Below are 17816 nucleotides of genomic sequence, written 5' to 3' on the forward strand. Positions count from 1 at the left end.
CCTGCAGAGGGGTATTCCAGCGCGCCCGCCGATCAGCTCGAGCCGGTCAGCTCGAGCGGGTCAGCTCGATGAGCATGCTCCGATGCGTGGGCACGGTGCGTCCGGTCGTGTGGAAGCCGAGCGCCTCCAGGTCGGCCAGGCCGTAGCTGTGCAGCCGGCCGTCCACGTCGTTCTCGATCAGCCACACCCGCGTGACGCCGTCGAAGCGGCCGCGCTCGGCGGCCTGGGGGATGGTCCAGACCCTGTCGGCCCAGCCGATGTTGTTGGTGTAGGCGGTCCGCAGCGTCGGGTTGCCGACGCCCGCGAAGCCCGCGGGGTAGGTGCGCATCGCGAGCCGCGGCCGCTGCGACGGGCGGGTCGACTCGTCGAATACGACGGCGTCGCCCGGCTGCCGCACCGACGCCATCGCGCTGCTGACCTCCGACCAGTCCGAGTCGTTCTTCGAGTATGGTCCGCGCTGGTTCAGGTACGCGGGCGTGCTGATGGCGATGAACAGCAGCGCGCCCGCTCCGGTCGCAGCGATGGCGGGGATCGCGCTGCGCCGGGCGACGAACCGGCCGAGGAGGAGCAGTCCCTCTGCGATGAGCAGCGCAGCGGCAGGGGCGGCGAAGGTGGAGTATCGGCCGGTGTACATCGGGAAGGCGAGGTTGATCAGCAGCATCGCCCCGGTCGGCAGGATGAGCCACGTCGCGCCGACGAGCGTCGCGTCGACGGGGGCCGAGCCGGCGGTGGATGCCGCCCGGGCGTGCCGTGCCCAGCGGCTGCGCGCCCACGCGCCCATCGCGAGCAGGATCAGCGCCCATGCCACGAGCGCCACCCAGCCGTTGTCGAACCAGGGCTGCCACGTCAGGCTCGACGGGTCGATGGGCTGATCGGCGAGATAGCCGATCTGGCTGCGCTCGAAGTAGGCGAGCAGGCCCAGCGGCGCGAGCGCCAGCAGCACGCAGCCGGTGGAGATCAGCCAGGCCCGCAGTGTCGGCCGGGAGGCCCGGGAGAGGAGCAGGATGCCGAGGTGCGCCAGCAGGAGCGACGCCGTGTAGAGGAAAAGGTACGAGGTGAGTGCGAGGCCTGCCGCGTAGACCGCCCAGCAGGCGCGGCGCACCGACGGAGGCACCGTACGTCCGCCGCCGTCGATCAGCCAGACCAGCAGGAGGGTCAGCCAGGCCGCGGCGGCGGCCGTGAACGCGAACGACCTCGCCTCCTCGCCCGCGTAGGTCATGCGGGGGAGGACGCAGGCGATCACACCGGCGACGATCGCGGCCTTCGGGCCGCCCCGGCGTCCCGCCAGCAGGGTGACCGCGGCGACGGCGAAGCCGATGGCCACGGCGCTCGGCAGCCGCAGGGCGAACGGACTGTCGCCCGCGATCCGGATCCAGCCGTGCATGCCGAGGTAGTAGAGCCCGTGCACCGCGTCGACGTGGAACAGCATCGGCATGAGCGTCGACACCGGTCGCTTCGCCGACATCAGGGTGGCCGCCTCGTCGCCCCAGAGCGACGGGATCCAGCTCCCGGCAGCGCAGACGACGGTGGCGACGAGACCGAACGCCACGGCGATGATCCACGGCCGGACCGCCCGCAGCGGCGGGGCGGCGACCTCGCGCTCTGTCGCTGTCAGCGCGCCCATCCCACCCCCGTCCCTGTGCACACGTACGTCAGGATTCCAGCCAACCAGACAACCCGGGGAGACCCTGAGGGTCGGCTGCGGAAACCCATATTTCACACGTGGGCCTTCCGCTGGCTGGAAGGCCTTCCCCGCCCGACGTGCTGGATCCCGGGTGGCGGGCGCAATGGCCCTGCCGCCCGGGATCCGCCCCACGCACGCCAGGAAGACGGGGTGTCCGTGATCCACTATCCGCCGCGTCCAGCGTGCTGAAATGCACGGTACGTGACGACGCTCATCCGGGGCAGGGGATTAACGCCGCGCTCGCGTCGTGGTAAAGCGTCCGGCTACAGCTCCCCGCGTCGTGCGCCGGCCCACAGGTCGACGCCCGCGTCGATCGCGAGCTCGTCGATCGCCGCGAGCTCTTCCGCCGAGAACCCCAGGCTGTCGAGCGCGCCGACGTTCTGCTCGAGCTGGGCGACGCTGCTGGCGCCGATGACCAGGGAGGTGACGCGCGGGTCGCGCAGCGCCCAGGCCAGCGCGAGCTGGGCGAGCGACTGCCCGCGGCGCTCGGCGATCGCGTTGAGGCCGCGCAGGCGCTCGACGGCCTCGTCGGTGAGCCAGTCCGCGTCGAACGACGTGCCGGCCGCGGCGCGCGAGCCCTCGGGCACGCCGTTCAGGTACCTGCCGGTCAGCATCCCCTGGGCGAGCGCGGTGAACCCGATGACGCCGACGCCGAGCTCGCCCGCGGCGTCGAGCAGCCCCTCGGTCTCGATCCAGCGGTTGAGCATCGAGTAGCTGGGCTGATGGATGAGCAGCGGCGTGCCGAGCTCACGGAGGATCTGCGCCGCGCGACGGGTGTCCTCCGCGCCGTACGAGGAGATGCCCACGTAGAGCGCCTTGCCGCTGCGGACGGCGGTGTCGAGCGCCTGCATGGTCTCCTCGAGCGGCGTGCTCGGGTCGGGCCGGTGCGAGTAGAAGATGTCGACGTAGTCGAGGCCGAGCCGGGAGAGCGACTGGTCCAGGCTGGCCAGCACGTACTTGCGGCTGCCGCCGCCCTGGCCGTAGGGGCCGGGCCACATGTCCCAGCCGGCCTTGGACGAGACGATGAGCTCGTCGCGGTACGGCCGCAGGTCCTCACGCAGGATGCGGCCGAAGTTGATCTCTGCGGCCCCGTACGGCGGACCGTAGTTGTTGGCGAGGTCGAAGTGGGTGATCCCCAGGTCGAACGCCCGGCGCACGATCGCGCGCTGCGTCTCGAACGGGCGGTCGTCGCCGAAGTTGTGCCAGAGCCCGAGGGACAGCGCGGGCAGGTCGAGACCGCTGCGGCCGGTGCGGCGGTAGAGCATCCGGTCGTAGCGGGACGGGTTCGGTACGTAGGTCATGCCACCAGCCTTGTCGACGGGAGCGGGTTCGTCCAACCGCAGCGGTCGATGCGATTGTCCCGCGACACGGATGAGTGGGATCGGGCGTGCGGCGCGGCCGGTCCGCCGCGCCGCACGCAGCGGGCCGCTAGCTCTGCGACGCCTTGCGTCGCATCCAGCCGACGATGGCGGTGATGATGAAGAAGACGATCCCGAGGATCGCCAGCCAGATCAGCCCCTTGATGGCGAAGCCGAGGATGGCGAGGACGAGCCAGATGACGAGCAGGACGATTATCAGAGCGATCATGTCTTCACCGAACTCCCTGCAGACCGATTCGTCAACGGGCTGGGCACTGTGCCGGTGGGGATCGCATCCCCGGTATGCACGATGTCGTCACCGCCCTGGGCGCCGTGCGGAGGAGCTGAGCCCGCCCTCCGGCGCAGGGTCACGGCGACGGTGCGCCGAAGAGCATCAGCGACAGGTCGGACTCCGCCCCGGCGAGCGCCCGCAGCTCCGGGGTGTCCGGGCAGTACACCTCGACGGCGAGGTCGTGCCGGCTGCCCGCCGCTCCCGGCGTCCAGTCCGCGCCGTCGGCGAGCGGGTCGGCGCCGCGCGGCTCCAGGCGATCGAGCATCGCCGACGCGCCCGCGACGGGGACGCCCCGGCTCGGGTCGGTGGCGCTGCCGCCGATCAGGATGCGGCCGGTGCTGGTGTCGACGACGGTGACGCGCAGCAGCCGCGTGGCATTCGGGGCGCCGCCGACGCGCCCGGTGCCGTCGTCGCCCATCGGCAGGACCGCCACGGCGACGGCTGCCGCCGTGTCCGGGTCGTTGTCCGCGACACCGACGTCCAACCGCACTGTGCGCCCGGGCGTGACCGTGTCGTCGCCGGGGATCGGGACGAAGTCCGCCGAGCCCGCGACACCCGTTGAGACGATCCCGCGCGTGTCGACCGTGATCAGGTCGAGGGCACCCGGCCGGGGAGTGTCGGCGCCGACGACGAGTTCCGCGCCGTCGGTAAGGGCGCTGGTGACCGGTCCGGCGCCGAGGGCGGCCGCGGCGAGGACGACCAGTCCCGCGACGACGGGCACGAGGTTCCTGGTGCGCATGTTCCACTCCGATCGCCGGACCTGTGCCGGTCGCAGAGAGTGTGCCTCGCTGCGGGGCGTGCCGGACACCGAATCCCGCGGAAAACACCTGCATTTCACCCGTCGCTCGTGCCTGTCCTCGGCGCACCCGCGCGCCCGGACTCGACATCGGGCCGTTCGACGTCTACTGTGCTCTGGGCTATGAGACGACTACCCATCGCGGCCGCCGGCGTCGCCCTCGCGCTCGGCCTGACCGGCTGCGTCGGGGGCGGAACCTACTCGGCGGACACGGCGAGTGCGTTGCAGCACGGCGTGCTGAGCGTGGCCGCCGCCGCGAACGGGAAGGACTACGCCGGCGCGCTGACGCAGGTGGCGTCCCTCCAGCAGCGCAACGACGCCGCCCTCAAGGCAGGGACCATCGCCGCCGACCGGCACGACGCGATCGCGAAGTCCCTCGCGGCCGTCGAGGCGGACCTCACCCGGCTCCGGGACGCCGCTGAGCGTGCGCAGTTGGAGCAGCAGCTCCAGCAACTCCAGCAACAGCAGAAGCAACAGCATCCGAATCCGCCGGACAAGAAGGGCAAGGACAAGAGCGGCGACGGCGGTGATGGCGGATGAATGCCACGGGTCGCACGCCGTCCGAGGCGGCGCCTGACGCCCGCCGGATCGCCCGCCGCTACCACCTGCTGCAGCGCATCGGCTCCGGCGGCATGGCGGAGGTCTACCGCGCCCACGACGAGCTGCTCGGACGCGACGTCGCCCTCAAGGTCTTCCGCCGCGAGTTCGCCTCCGCGGACGACCTCCGCCGCCAGAAGGGCGAGGTCCGGATCCTCGCGAACCTGTCGCACCCGTCGCTCGTCACCCTGTTCGACACCACCTCGGACGAGGAGGGCCGCGGCGTCCTGGTCCTGGAGTTCGTCGACGGCACCGACGCGGGCGCGCGCCTGAAGGCGGGGCCGTTGCCTTCGCCTGCCGTGGCCGCGCTCGGCGCGGACGTCGCGCGGGCGCTCGCCTACATCCACGGTCGGGGCGTCGTCCACCGCGACATCGCGCCGGCCAACATCCTGCTCCCGAGCGCGACGGCCTCGGGTGTGCACGCGAAGCTCACCGACCTCGGCATCGCGCGCCTCATCGACGACGCCCGCATCACCTCGACCGGCTTCGTGATCGGCACGGCGAGCTACCTGAGCCCCGAGCAGGCCGCCGGCCGGCCGGTCGGGCCGCCGAGCGACGTGTACTCGCTGGGCCTGGTCCTCCTGGAGTGCCTGACCGGCACGCGGGAGTTCCCGGGCAGCGGCGTGGAGTCGGCCGTCGCGCGCCTGTCCCGCGACCCGGAGGTGCCGGAGACGCTCGACCCGGAGTGGCGGCGCCTGATCCGCTCGATGGTCGCGAGGGAGCCGGATCACCGGCCGACGGCGGCCGCGGTGGCAGACCAGCTCGCGGGGCTGCTGGCGCGGGACGCGGCCCCGGCGGCCGCCGGCGAGGGGCTGGAGCGCACTCTCCTGCTCCCGTCGCCGGAGGGGTCGCCCGAAGCGCACGAGCCCACGGCCGCGACAGCCCTCCTGCCGGGCTTCCCCCTCCCCGGCGCCCGCCCGGAGCCGGCCGCGCCCCGCACGACGGCCACGACCTCCCGGATCCCCCGCCCCCTGCGCGGCCTCCGCCGCGGGATCCTGGGCATCCTCCTCGCCTGTGTCGCCCTCATCGTGGTGGTCATCGCGATCGCTCTCGGCACGATGTCCGGCGGCGGCCAGTCGTCATCCGATCCGGTGAAGTCCTACCCGGCGGTCGGCGGCACGCTCGGCGACCACCTGAAGCAGCTCGAGCACGACGTCTCGAATTCGGGGCCGTAGGGACCGACGTCCGGGTCCCGCACCCGTCGCCGTTACTCGCCCTCTCCCCGCGCCATCGCCTGCACCGCCGCATCCGCCTCCTCGACGATCGCGCGCATCGCCGCCTCCGCCCGGGACCCGTCGCCCGCGCGCACCGCCCCCGCGACCTCCTCGTGCAGCCGGATCGCTTCGGGGTTGGCCGTGTGCGGCATCAATGCGTGGGCCGTCCGGCCGGACAGCGCCTCGACGACCGCCTTGCTGAGGGCGCGGAAGCCGGGGTTTCCGGAGGCCTCCAAGAGGATGCGGTGGAAGGCCTGATCGTAGGCCAGGTATTCGCCGTGGTCGGCGGCGCGCTGCGTGGAGGCCATCCCGACGATCGCCTCCGTCAGGGCGCCGCACTGCTCGGGGTCGCGCGCGTGCTGGCGAGGCGCGCGGCGACGGGCTCGATGGCCAGGCGCAGCTCGCTGAGGGTGCCGAGCGCGGCGAGGCGGTCGGGGCCGGCGAGGCGCCACGCGATGACGCGCGGGTCGAGGACGCGCCACTCGGTGTCCGGCTGGACGACCGTGCCGCGGCGCCGGCGGGCCTGGACCAGGCCGAGGGCCTCCAGGACGCGGATGCATTCGCGGAGCACCGTGCGGGAGATGCCGAGCCCTTCCGGTGTCAGCACCGAACCGGGCGCGATCGCGCCGGTGACGATGCCGCGGCCGACGGACTCGATGGCGAGCTCGTGGAGGGAGTCCGTGGGAGACATGGCCTCATTATCGAGGATTCCTTACGTGCGAACAAACGCGGCGATGCGTGGCTTAATACATACGAAAACGCAAAGATTTCCCAATTAACCTGATTTATATATAAGGTGGCCGAGCACACGTCCCATCACGACCAAGGATGCTCATGATCACCCTTCCCCTGAGCGCGCTCCGCGTCGCCGCTGCCGTCTCCGCAGCCGCCGCCCCGCCCGCCCCCCACCCCGCCTCCTCCGAGCCCCAGCTGATCCTCGCCGCCGTCATCGGCGTCGCCGTCATCGTCGTGCTCATCACCTGGCTGCGGATCCACCCGTTCCTCTCCCTCCTCCTCGGCTCGCTGGTCACCGGCCTCGTCGCCGGGATGGCCGCCGACGCCGCGACCACGAGCTTCATCACCGGCTTCGGCGCGACCGAGGGAAGCGTCGGCATCCTCATCGCCCTCGGCGCGATGTACGGCAAGCTGCTGGCCGACTCCGGCGGCGCCGACCGCATCGTCGACACCCTGGTGTCCCGCACGAGCGTGCGCGCCCTGCCGTGGGTGATGGGCCTCGTCGGTGCGATCATCGGCCTGCCGATGTTCTTCGAGATCGGTCTCGTCCTGCTCATCCCGGTCATCATCCTGGTGACCCGCCGTTCGAAGCTGCCGCTGATGCTCGTCGCCCTCCCGGCGATCGCCGGCCTCTCGGCGATGCACGGCCTCGTCCCGCCGCACCCCGGCCCCCTCGTGGCCATCGGCGCGCTCGGCGCGAACCTCGGCGTCACCCTCGCCTTCGGCGTCCTCGTCGCCATCCCGGTCATCATCCTGGCGGGTCCCGTGTTCAGCCGCTTCGCCGCCAAGTGGGTGCCGGTGGACGTCCCCGGACTCTTCCTCGGCACCGAGGGCGACGGCGACGACGCCGCCGCGACCGCAGCAGCCGCCCGCAAGCGCCCCTCGTTCGCGCTCGCTCTCATCAGCATCCTGCTCCCCGTCGTCCTCATGCTGGGCAAGGCCCTCGTCGACATCACCGCGCCGAAGTCCACGGCCGAGTGGAAGACGATCCTCGACTTCCTCGGCACGCCGGCCATCGCGCTCACCATCGCGGTGCTCGCCGGCTTCTTCCTGCTCGGGCTCCCGGGCGGCATGAACCGCAAGTCGCTGCAGGCCAGCCTCACCTCGTCGCTGCCTCCCATCGCCGGCATCCTGCTCATCGTCGGCGCCGGCGGCGGCTTCAAGCAGGTGCTCGTCGACACCGGCATCGGCCAGGTCATCGCGTCCTTCGCGCACGGCAGCAACGGCATCGGCATCCTGCTGCTCGCCTGGTTCATCGCGGCGCTGATCCGCGTCGCCACCGGCTCCGCGACGGTCGCGACCGTCACCGCGGCCGGGATCATGGTGCCGCTCACCGCGCACCTCTCGACCCCGATGGTGTCGCTGCTGGTCCTCGCGATCGGCTCCGGCTCGCTGTTCCTCTCGCACGTCAACGACGCCGGGTTCTGGCTGGTCAAGGAGTACCTGGGCCTCAGCATCCCGCAGACGCTGCGGAGCTGGACCGTGCTGGGGTGCATCGCCTCCGTCGTGGGCCTCGCCGGGACGCTGGTGATCGCCCTGGTGATCGGAGGCTGACATGACCGCGAGCCAGGTGAGCACGATCGTCGTCATGGGTGTCGCGGGCTGCGGCAAATCCACCGTCGCCGCCCTCCTCGCCGACCGGCTGGGCTGGGAGCTGCTGGAGGGAGACAGCCTCCACCCCGCCCGCAACGTCGAGCGCATGAGCGCCGGCGTGCCGCTCGACGACGCCGACCGTGCTCCCTGGCTCGCGGCCATCGCGGACCGCGTCCGCGACGGCGCCGCGGTCGGGAAGCCGCTGGTGGTCGCCTGCTCTGCGCTCGCCCGGCGCTACCGCGACGTCCTCCGCGGGAAGGGCGTGGTGTTCGCCCACCTGAGCGGCACGCGCGAACTGCTCGAGAGTCGCATCGCCGCGCGCAGCGGCCACTTCATGAAGCCGGGGATGCTGGACTCCCAGCTCCGCACCCTCGAGCCCCCGCAGCCGGACGAGGCGGCCGTGACGGTCGACATCGCCGCCGAGCCGGAGGCGATCGTCACCGGGATCCTCAGCGAGCTGGGCCTGATGGAGGCTGCCGCCTGGCGACCCGCAGGGCCGGCCCGGTGGGCCCGGCGTGACCCCTGATCTGGGTGCGCGGACATTCTTGTCCTCCAATATGAGGACCGCTATCGTCCGAAGTGGGCCGACGTGACCTACCCGAAAATCTGGTCGCGGGTGGCCCATCGAGTGGAACCCGACCCTCCCCTCGTGCACCACCCTCCGGGCGACCGGAGGGCTTCCGCTCGAACGTCGACCTAGCGACGTCGGGGCCGCTGCACACGTGCGTCGTCGCACGGGTGCTCACACCCCTGCGCTGCGCGGGACGACGTCCCGAACAGATTGTGAGCACGTCCCATGAACAGGTTCGCCAAGGGCGCGATCGCCGGCGCGGCCGGCATCCTCCTCCTTCTCAGCGGCGCGGGCACCTTCGCGCTGTGGAACGGCTCGGCGAGCGCCGCCGCCGGCTCTGTCCAGTCCGGAACGATGACCATCGCGGCCGACGCCACCGCGGGCACCTGGAGCGTCACCCACGGCTCGGGCTCAGCCACCGCGATCCCGAACATCGCGAGCTTCCGCGCCGTCCCGGGCGACGTCCTGACCTTCACTCAGAAAGTGGACGTCACCGCCACCGGCGACAACCTCTCCGCCATCCTCAGCATCGACCCCACGTCGATCAAGGCAGGCGACAGCTCGCCGTCCAGCGCCGCGCTCGTCACGGCGCTCACCAGCGGGATGACCGTGACCGTGGGCGCCCCGCTGCCCGTCGGTGTCACCGCGGGCGCCGCGGCCAACACCTATGCCGTCAGCGGAACCACCGGCACCAAGGTGCTGACCGTCTCCGTGACGCTGCCGTTCGACTCCACGACCACCGGAACGGTGGCGCAGGGCGGCACCGTCGACCTGAGCGCGCTCGGATTCAAGCTGGCCCAGCAGTAACGCACGCGGACCAGGACGAGCGGAGCCGGGGAGGTGCGAAGGGACATGAAGCGCTTCGCCCTCCCCTGACCGCCGCCGGCACGGCGCTGGCCACGTTCCTGCTGATGCCGGGCGCCGGCACCTACGCGCTCTGGAACGGCGTCGCCGCCGCGAAGGCCGGGGCGATCACCGCCGCCACGGTCTCGGCGAGCGTGACGATCGCGCAGCCCTTCGACACCGTCTTCACATCCGGCCACACCTCCACGACCGGCGGCGTGGTCGCGACCAACACCGGTAACGTCGGCACGACCTTCAGCTCGTCCGTCGGGCTGGCGGCCGGGACGTCACCCGCGCTGGCGGCAGTCATCCCGGTGAGCGTCTGGCCGGTCGCCTCGGTCACCGCGTGCACCACGGCCGCGACCGTCCCCGCCGGTGCCGTCACGGGGACGCTCGCGATGCTCGCGCTCGCCGCGCCGACGACCGGCTTCCTCGTGGCCGGCGCGTCGTACGCGTTCTGCGTAAGGGAGTCGATGGATGTGACCTCGGCGCCCGGCATCGCCAGCGGGTCCGTCGTGAACCCCGTCTTCACCGCCACGGTGACCGCCGGGACGGTGTGGTCCAGCACCGCCGCCGCCGGACTCGCGCAGACCTTCGTCGACGACATCGCGCCGTCTGCACCGACCGGGCTGACCGGCCGCTCCGGGTCCACCAGCTCGGTCGCGCTCTCCTGGACGGCGGCCACCGACAACGTGGGCGTGGTCGCCTACGACGTCTACCGTTCCGGGACATCCGCCCCGATCGGCTCGACCGCAGCCACATCCTTCACCGACGCGGGCGCGGCGGCGAGCACCTCCTACACGTACTCCGTCGTCGCTCGCGACGCCGTGGGGCTCACCTCACCGGCCGCGACCGCGCTCGCCGACCGGACCGCCCCGGGAACGCCGACCCTGACCCTGACCGGCACGACGGGGTCCACCGCCACGCTGTCCTTCTCCGCGGCCGACAACGTCGGCGTCAGCGCCTACACCGTCTCCCGCGACGGCACGGCGATCGCCACCGTGGGCGGCGCCACCACGACGTACACCGACACCGGCCTGACAGTGGGCGTGCACCGGTACACCGTGACGGCCTCCGACGCCGCCGGGAACGTCTCCGCGCCCTCCGCGCCGGTCTCGGCTGCGGGCTCCTACGCCTCCGGCTCCTGGTACCAGCTCGTGAACGCCGCCAGCGGCCAGTGCGTGACCGTCCCCTCGCCCATCGCGAACGGAGGCGTGCTGACCCAGTCGGCCTGCGCCGGCCCGGCGAGCGGTGCGCAGGAGTGGCTCCTCACCACCTCGTCCGGCACCACCGCGACCGTGACCTCCGCCCTCCCGTCGCTGGTGACCGGCCAGTACCTGTGGGCCGGCGCCCGGACCGCGCCGGTGGCCGTGACCTCCTCGCGGACGGCCACGAACGGGTCGACGCTCTGGACGTTCACCGTGCAGGCCGACGGCTCCTTCACGATCGCCAACACCATCACCGGCGACAACGGCAACGGGAACGGCAACGGCTTCGGCAACACGACGACCCTGTGCGCCACCGGCGCGGCCGCCGGGGAGGCCAGCTCACGACCACCACGTGCACGGCCGGAGTTTCGACCCAGTCCTTCTTCCTCAGGCAGGTGACACCGTGAGCGAACCCGAACCGCGCCCGGCCCGGTCGCTGCGGCAGTACGTCGTCACGGGCCTCAGCGTCGGCCTGCTCGGTCTCGTGCTGTTCGTCGCCGCGGTGGTCATCGTCATCCCACGGGCGGCGGGCGCCACCCCGGTGACTGTGCTGACCTCCTCGATGGAGCCGACCCTTCCGCCGGGGACGCTCGTCGTGGTGAGACCGAAGGCCGTCCACGACATCCACGTCGGCGACGTGATGACCTATCAGATCCGCTCCGGCGATCCGGCCGTCATCTCGCACCGCGTGATCGCGATCACGACTTCCACCACGAACGGCATGACCTTCACGACGAAGGGCGACGACAACGCCGAGGCCGACCCTCCCGTGGTGCCCGCGCAGGTGCGCGGCGTGGTCTGGTACAGCGTCCCGCTGCTCGGCTACGTCAACAGCGCGCTCGACCAGAGCCAGCGCTCGTGGGTGCTGCCCGCGGTCGGCGTGCTGCTGATCGTCTACGCGGCGTGGATGTTCCTGCGCGGCACCGCCGCGTCGGTCCGCCGCACCTCGCGCGCCGACAAGGGTGAGGAAGTCTCCACCCGGTGAGCGTCTCGCCCGAGCGTCGGCCGACGAACATACCGGCCGGAAGGTATTCCCGCGCGGGCGCCGCCCGGGGTGTACGGTTCCTGGGCGGGACGGGCGGATCGCGCCGGGCCTGCCGATCGGGTGGAGCAGTATAGAACATCCTGACCGGTTTGCCAACGCCCCCGCCCTTCCGGCCCGATACGGGAAACTAGGACGGTCGAAACGAGTTGGGAGGTCGGCCATGCGTCCTGAGGATCGCCTCGCGCTGCTGGAGAACGACCTCCCGGCGGCCGCGAGCCGCGGTGAGATCATCGCGCTGTTCCAGCCGCAGTTCTCGCTCACGACCGGCGGCGTCGTCGGGGCGGAGGCGCTCAGCCGGTGGGTCCACCCGCGGTTCGGTCTCGTCGCTCCGGGCGAGTTCATTCCGATGGCCGAGCGTCTGGGGCTCGTCGGCGGGATCGGGGACGTCATGCTGCGACTCGGCTGCCACGCCGCTCGCGATTGGCTGAACCACGGGCATGCGATCGAGGTTGCGGTCAACGTGTCGATCCTGCAGCTGCGGACGCCGGCGATCGTCGACACGGTCGCCGCGTTGCTCGACGAGTTCTCGCTCGCGCCGAGCCTGCTGACGCTCGAAGTGACCGAGACCACTCCCGTGACCGATGTCCCGGAGGCGATCGACGTCGTCCGCCGGCTGAGCGGGCTCGGCGTGAACATCTCGATCGATGATTTCGGCGCCGCCTATGCGTCGCCGGAGCAGGTCATCGCACTGCAGGCGACCGAACTGAAGGTCGACCAGTCGCTCGTGCAGGAGACCCAGGGCGCCCACGCCGAAGACCTGGCGCAAGCGGTCGCGTTCGGCAAAGCGCACGGCATGCGCCTGGTCGCGGAGGGCATCGAGACGGAGGCGCAGCTTGCGCGAGTTCGCGCACTTCAGTGCGATCGCGGCCAGGGATACCTCCTGTCGCGTCCGACGACCAAGGCGGATGTGGACAGCCTCCTGGTCTCCGCCGGAGGCATCCGCACGGCCGAGTAGGCGCGCTAACTTGACGATTGCCTCAGAAACCGTCACGCTCAACACATGCATTTAGACCGGTCACTCATTTGAGGCAAGATGTGCTCGACGAAGTCGCGCGTATGCAACCTTTTCCGCGAGCACTTGTAGACCGATCCCACACCGTCGTCGACGCCAACCAGGCACTCGAAGTCTGGGCCGGCCGGCCTTCCGAAGAACTCGTCGGGATGCCGCTCGCCGCGGTGCTCGGTGTCGAAGCCGACGAACTCGCCGAGGCACTGGCGACCGGCAACCCGGGCGGCATCCGTCTCGAGTCCTCCGCGCACGCCTACCAGGGGACGCGGAGCTCGGTGGTCATCCGCGCCGTGCGGATCTCCGGGGGCCGAACGATCGTCGCCTTCGACCCGGAGCTCGCCGGGGTCGGCGAGCGCACCGCAGCGCTCGGGCGACGCGAGAGCGACCGGTTGCAGTTGCTGCTCTCCGCCTCCGTCGCGTTCGCGAAGACGCGGGCCGAGGAGGAGCTCGGCGAGCTGCTGTCGCAGACCGCGCGCCGGGCGTTCAACGCGACCGCCTGCAGCGTGCACACCGGTGAACCGGGGAACTACACGCTTGTGGCGGGAGAGAACCTTCTGGAGAAGGAGTGGCCGAAGGATAGGCACGGAGAGGCTGTCCAGCTCGGGAGCGTCGTGACGATCCAGTCACCCGCCGAGGCCGATATCGTGGCGCCGGGCCTCGGATTGAGCGGCGTCTTCGAACGGGCAGGGGTCTATGGTCTGATCGCCGTGCCCATCATCGAGGACGGCGTCCTGTACGGCGCCTTCGCCTGCTACTTCGATCAGCCCCGTAAGTTCGACGATCAGGCCGTGCCGCTGGCCGAGGCGCTCGCCCAGCTTGCCGGGCAGGTCCTCGTCCGGCTCCGCCTGGAAGCGCGGCTGCGCCGTGCGGCGATGCTCGACGAGGTGACGGGCCTGCCGAACCGGCGCCTGTTCGACGAGAGCCTGCATCAGACCGAGCGCGCGCACGCGGACCAGACCGCCGTGCTCTTCGTCGACCTCGACGGGTTCAAGGCCATCAACGACACCCTGGGGCACGCCGCGGGTGACACCGTGCTCAAGGAGGTGGCCGAGCGCCTGAGCCACGTGTTCCGCCAGGAGGACATGATCGCTCGTTACGGCGGCGACGAGTTCATCGCCGCGCTGCAGGTCGCCGACACGTCGGACGCGCTCGAATTGGCCGACCGTGCCAGAGCGGCCATCGCCGAGGACTTCGCCGGCATCCCGCCGGAGCTGAACATCACGGCGAGCGTCGGCATCGCCATCTCGGACGGGGGCGTCGGCGACACGTCGATCGACCACCTCATCCGGCTTGCGGACCAGGCGATGTACGCCGCCAAGCGGGGCGGCGGCGACCAGGCGGTCGTCCACAGGGCGGAGCGGTAGCGCGCATTCCCTACCGCGGATTCGCGTCCCAATCTATGGGCGGCGGCGACGCCGCGAATGTCGGAGAATGTGCACGTGAACAAACCCGAGATCCCGGTTCCGCTCCTGCTCGGAAGGTATCGGCCGATTCGGCCTGCTCGCGCGCGGCGGCACCTCGATGGTCTTCCGCGCGCGCGATGAGAACCTGGGCCGCGACGTCGCCGTCAAGCTGTTCTCCTCAGGACGCCATTCCGACGTGGCACGATTCCGGGCCGAGGTGGGCGTGCTCGCCGCCCTCCGGCACCACGGTGTCGTCTCGATCCTCGACGCGGGCGTCGACGACTCGTCACCCAAAGACCCTCGCCCGTTCCTGGTGATCGAGCTGGTCGAAGGCGACACGCTCCGCGCGGTGCTGAACGCCGGTCCGCTGACGACGCGGCAGATCGGCGAGGTCGCGTTCGAGGTCGCGGAAACGCTGGAGTACGTTCACGCGCGCGGCGTCATCCACCGCGACGTGACGCCGTCGAACATCATGATCGTCGACTACGGCACCCGGTTCTCGCGTCCGCGGGCGAGGCTGACGGACTTCGGGATTGCCATCCACGCGACGCGTCCGCAGGAGCTCGCGGAGGGGACGTTCGGGACGGCCGCCTACCTGAGCCCCGAGCAGGTGCGGAGCGAGACCCTGACGCCGGCGTCGGACATCTATTCGCTGGGCCTCGTCCTGCTGGAGTGCTTCACGAGGACGGTCGCGTTTCCGGGCACGCCTGTCGAATCCGCGCTGTCGCGGCTGGACCGCGATCCGGAGACGCCGGATGTCGTCCCCGAGCGCTGGCGCGTGCTCATCCAGTCGATGACGCAGTCCGACGCGTCGCTGAGGCCGTCCGCGGCGGACGTCGCGACCGCCGCGCGAGGAGCCCTGCGGGCGGACCGGGAACACGAGCCCGCATGAACGCGGGCGTCGCCCGATCCTCGGCTCGGGCAGCATATGATCGACTGGCCGGCGGGACCCGCCCCGGCTCCCGCCCTCGGAAGGAGAGCACCGGTTGGGCACTCTGATCTACGGTTCCGGCGCGAAGATCGACATCGACGATCGCCTGCTGGCCCACCTCCAGCTGGTCATCACGTCGAAGCTGCGACGGAACGAGCAGTTCCTCTTCGAGTGGGACCACGACGAGGCCTACTCGCGCGGCCGCACCGCGATCTGGATCAACCCGTCCGTCCCGGTGCACTTCCAGTACGTGGGCAGCCGTCGGCCCGCGCTCAACCGGGCGTGGACGGAGGCGCTGATGGACGCCGCCAACAGCGTCGGCGGTCTGCGCGCGGTCCCCGAGCCTTCGGCGCGCTGATGGGGACGCTCTTCTACGGGGACGCCGTGTCGTCCGTCGAGTTCGACGACCGCCTGCTCGCGCACCTGCAGCTGGCGATCGTCACGAAGCTGCGGCGGAACGAGAGCTTCGTGTTCTCCTGGGACATCCCCGTCGCGGGGGAAGCGGCTCGAACTCGATCTGGCTGTCCCCGACCGTCGGCATCCGCTTCACCTACCCGACGCATACACGCGAGCCGATCAACCGTGCATGGGTGGAGGCCCTCGTCCGCACGGCGAACAGCGTCTCCGGCCTCCGCGTCGTCGACGAACCCCCGCCGGCGCGGACGCGCAGGCCCAGGACAAGACCGACAGAACGGATGAACAGTGATCGTCAACAGGCTTACCGTGGACGGCAAGGACTACTTCCTGCCCGGATCAGTGACGGAGCTCCGCGAGAAGATCAGGGCGGCGATCCAGGCGGGCGGCGACTACGTCAACATCCCGCCGCTGCGCTCCGGCCCCGGAATCGACATCCTCTTCTCGCCGGGCATGCCGGTGGTGTGGAGCCAGATCGACGTCGGAGGCGACACCGGAGCGGACGCGGACGGCGCGGAGGTGTCGCACTCGGCCATCGACGACGACACGTTCGACGGGCTTTAAGGAGCGGTCTCGGCCCGCGCTGACGACCCCCGGATCCCCTTGGGACCGGGGGTTTTCTTCGAAAAGACGGGTGCGCTCCTTCCAAATCTCACAGTGATGAGGGTGCAGACCGTTAGTGCGCGTACTTTGTGCGGCACGCACGGAAGGACGCACATGGACAACGGTCCGTACACCGAGGAACAGCCGCCTCAGGGGGTACCCCCCGAACTCGACGCGGGAACCTCCGACCAGCCGGGTCAGGAACGGACACGACGCGGTCCCTTGGCCCGGTTCTTCGGTGTTCTCGGGCCGGGCCTGGTGACGGGCGCTGCGGACGACGACCCCTCGGGCATCGCCACGTACTCGCAGGCCGGTGCGACCTATGGCAACACCATGCTCTGGACGGTGCCGCTCACGCTTCCGCTGATGATGGCGGTGCAGGAGATCTGCGACCGGATGGCGCTCGCGTCCGGAGACAGCTTGGGCAGGCTGATCCGCCGCCACTTCCGCCGCGGTTTCCGTATCGCCATCGGGGTGCTCCTGGTGTTCCTGATCGTCGCGAATGTGCTCAACATCGCGGCGGACCTGAACGCGATCGGCGAGGGCATGCACCTGCTCCATCTCGGGCCGGGCGTGGTGTGGAGCGTGGTCGCGGGCGTGGTGATCGCCGTGGCGGTCACGGGCGGGTCGTTCGCGATGATCGGCCGCATTTTCAAATGGCTGTGCCTGGTGCTGCTGGTCTACGTCGGCGTGCTGTTCGTGTCGAACGTGAACTGGGCCGACGTCGCCCGGGGACTGGTCGGCGTGGGGATGAAGCCGACGCCCGCCTCCCTCGGACTGGTGGTCGGTGTGCTCGGGACGACGATCAGCCCGTACATGTTCTTCTGGCAGTCGGCGCAGCGCGTCGAGGAGCTGCGCGCCGAGGAGCGCGGTGGGGATCACGCTCCCGCGCTCGAGGAGCGCCCGCGATCCGAGGCGAGGCGCCGCCTCCGCAACGGGCGGCTGGACGTCTTCACCGGGATGGCGTTCAGCGTGCTCATCATGTTCGCGATCATCGCCTCCTCGGCGGCCACCCTCGGCGCGCATCACAAGGCCATCACCAGCGCGGCGGACGCCGCGAAGGCGCTCGAGCCGATCGCCGGCAGCTACGCCGGGATGCTGTTCGCGCTGGGCTTCATCGGCTCGGGCGTGCTGGCCGTCCCGGTGCTCGCGGCCTCCGGTGCGGCCGGGATGGCCGGGCTGCTGAACAAGGACTGGGGGCTCGACCGCAGTCCGCGCCGTGCGCCGCTGTTCTACATCCTCCTCGCGCTCGGGATCGTCGTGGGGACGGTCCTCGCTGTCGTCGACAAGAACCCCATCGAGCTGCTGGTGTTCTCGGCGATCGTCAACGGGATCGCGGCCGGGCCCTTCCTCATCGTGCTGATGCTGATCTCCCGCAGCCGCACCATCATGGGCGAGCACGTCAACGGCCGGCTGGCCGACACGATGGGGTGGATCGCCACGGTGATCATGTGCGTCGCCGGCGTCTACGGCACCTGGTTCACGGTCGCCGGAGGGTAGCGAGAGTCCCGCTTCGTGTC

Annotated in this window: 19 protein-coding genes; 13 read left to right on the top strand and 6 right to left on the bottom strand. The window is 71.0% G+C overall.

All coding sequences use genetic code 11. From position 1 onward, the window contains the following. Positions 1–46 precede the first annotated feature (46 nt). The 4 genes from ACRAWC_RS14930 to ACRAWC_RS14945 all read right to left on the bottom strand — a co-directional run bounded on the left by ACRAWC_RS14930 (position 47) and on the right by ACRAWC_RS14945 (position 4073). Entirely contained in the window at positions 47–1624 is a 1578-nt protein-coding gene (locus tag ACRAWC_RS14930) for a glycosyltransferase family 39 protein (protein ID WP_431348433.1), read from the bottom strand. Positions 1625–1947: 323 nt separating this feature from the next. Further along, positions 1948–2985, bottom strand: a complete 1038-nt coding sequence (mgrA, locus tag ACRAWC_RS14935) for an L-glyceraldehyde 3-phosphate reductase (RefSeq protein WP_431348434.1) — start codon at positions 2983–2985, stop codon at positions 1948–1950. A 127-nt stretch (positions 2986–3112) separates the two neighbouring features. Beyond that, positions 3113–3271, bottom strand: coding sequence for a hypothetical protein (locus ACRAWC_RS14940; RefSeq protein WP_431348435.1), 159 nt, complete (start codon positions 3269–3271; stop codon positions 3113–3115). 139 nt (positions 3272–3410) lie between these two features. After that, positions 3411–4073, bottom strand: coding sequence for a hypothetical protein (locus tag ACRAWC_RS14945; protein WP_431348436.1), 663 nt, complete (start codon positions 4071–4073; stop codon positions 3411–3413). Positions 4074–4253: 180 nt separating this feature from the next. Here ACRAWC_RS14945 and ACRAWC_RS14950 point away from each other — a divergent pair, with 180 nt between their 5' ends. Together ACRAWC_RS14950 and ACRAWC_RS14955 are read left to right on the top strand one after the other, a co-directional pair. After that, positions 4254–4670, top strand: coding sequence for a hypothetical protein (locus ACRAWC_RS14950; RefSeq protein ID WP_431348437.1), 417 nt, complete (start codon positions 4254–4256; stop codon positions 4668–4670). Continuing rightward, the gene (locus ACRAWC_RS14955; protein WP_431348438.1) at positions 4667–5902 is read left to right on the top strand and encodes a serine/threonine-protein kinase; all 1236 of its coding nucleotides are present in this window, start codon (positions 4667–4669) and stop codon (positions 5900–5902) included. The genes ACRAWC_RS14950 and ACRAWC_RS14955 overlap by 4 nt, the downstream gene beginning before the upstream one ends. A 32-nt stretch (positions 5903–5934) precedes the next feature. On the opposite strand, the gene ACRAWC_RS14960 is transcribed toward ACRAWC_RS14955, so the two are convergent. Together ACRAWC_RS14960 and ACRAWC_RS14965 are read right to left on the bottom strand one after the other, a co-directional pair. Beyond that, the gene (locus tag ACRAWC_RS14960) at positions 5935–6249 is read right to left on the bottom strand and encodes a FadR/GntR family transcriptional regulator (RefSeq protein WP_431348439.1); all 315 of its coding nucleotides are present in this window, start codon (positions 6247–6249) and stop codon (positions 5935–5937) included. Between the two features lie 17 nt (positions 6250–6266). Further along, positions 6267–6632 (bottom strand): FadR/GntR family transcriptional regulator, encoded by a 366-nt coding sequence (locus ACRAWC_RS14965; protein ID WP_431348440.1) that lies wholly within the window; start codon positions 6630–6632, stop codon positions 6267–6269. Between the two features lie 143 nt (positions 6633–6775). Here ACRAWC_RS14965 and ACRAWC_RS14970 point away from each other — a divergent pair, with 143 nt between their 5' ends. The 11 genes from ACRAWC_RS14970 (at position 6776) to ACRAWC_RS15020 (ending at position 17796) form a co-directional block, all read left to right on the top strand. Further along, positions 6776–8230: a GntP family permease gene (locus ACRAWC_RS14970; RefSeq protein ID WP_431348441.1), complete on the top strand. Its 1455-nt coding sequence runs from the start codon at positions 6776–6778 to the stop codon at positions 8228–8230. Between the two features lies 1 nt (position 8231). Continuing rightward, a complete protein-coding gene (locus tag ACRAWC_RS14975; RefSeq protein WP_431348442.1) occupies positions 8232–8795 on the top strand; it encodes a gluconokinase in 564 nt (187 codons plus the stop codon). A 270-nt stretch (positions 8796–9065) separates the two neighbouring features. Next, on the top strand, positions 9066–9647 hold the full coding sequence (locus tag ACRAWC_RS14980) for an alternate-type signal peptide domain-containing protein (RefSeq protein ID WP_431348443.1): 582 nt from the start codon (positions 9066–9068) through the stop codon (positions 9645–9647). A 104-nt stretch (positions 9648–9751) separates the two neighbouring features. Beyond that, complete coding sequence (locus tag ACRAWC_RS14985; RefSeq protein WP_431348444.1) at positions 9752–11290, top strand: fibronectin type III domain-containing protein; 1539 nt, start codon at positions 9752–9754, stop codon at positions 11288–11290. A 4-nt stretch (positions 11291–11294) separates the two neighbouring features. Next, positions 11295–11876 (top strand): signal peptidase I, encoded by a 582-nt coding sequence (locus ACRAWC_RS14990; RefSeq protein ID WP_431348445.1) that lies wholly within the window; start codon positions 11295–11297, stop codon positions 11874–11876. Positions 11877–12096: 220 nt separating this feature from the next. Beyond that, positions 12097–12891 carry an EAL domain-containing protein gene (locus tag ACRAWC_RS14995; RefSeq protein ID WP_431348446.1) on the top strand — a complete coding sequence of 265 codons (795 nt, stop codon included), beginning with the start codon at positions 12097–12099 and terminating at the stop codon, positions 12889–12891. A 206-nt stretch (positions 12892–13097) separates the two neighbouring features. Next, positions 13098–14309 carry a diguanylate cyclase gene (locus ACRAWC_RS15000; RefSeq protein ID WP_431348447.1) on the top strand — a complete coding sequence of 404 codons (1212 nt, stop codon included), beginning with the start codon at positions 13098–13100 and terminating at the stop codon, positions 14307–14309. A 157-nt stretch (positions 14310–14466) separates the two neighbouring features. After that, positions 14467–15240, top strand: coding sequence for a serine/threonine-protein kinase (locus tag ACRAWC_RS15005; protein WP_431348448.1), 774 nt, complete (start codon positions 14467–14469; stop codon positions 15238–15240). Positions 15241–15334: 94 nt separating this feature from the next. Continuing rightward, positions 15335–15637, top strand: a complete 303-nt coding sequence (locus ACRAWC_RS15010) for an ATP-dependent DNA ligase (protein ID WP_431348449.1) — start codon at positions 15335–15337, stop codon at positions 15635–15637. 344 nt (positions 15638–15981) lie between these two features. Beyond that, positions 15982–16257: a hypothetical protein gene (locus tag ACRAWC_RS15015; RefSeq protein ID WP_431348450.1), complete on the top strand. Its 276-nt coding sequence runs from the start codon at positions 15982–15984 to the stop codon at positions 16255–16257. A 261-nt stretch (positions 16258–16518) separates the two neighbouring features. Beyond that, a complete protein-coding gene (locus ACRAWC_RS15020; protein ID WP_431348451.1) occupies positions 16519–17796 on the top strand; it encodes an Nramp family divalent metal transporter in 1278 nt (425 codons plus the stop codon). Positions 17797–17816 lie beyond the last annotated feature (20 nt).

The organism is Leifsonia sp. L25, from assembly GCF_050632895.1.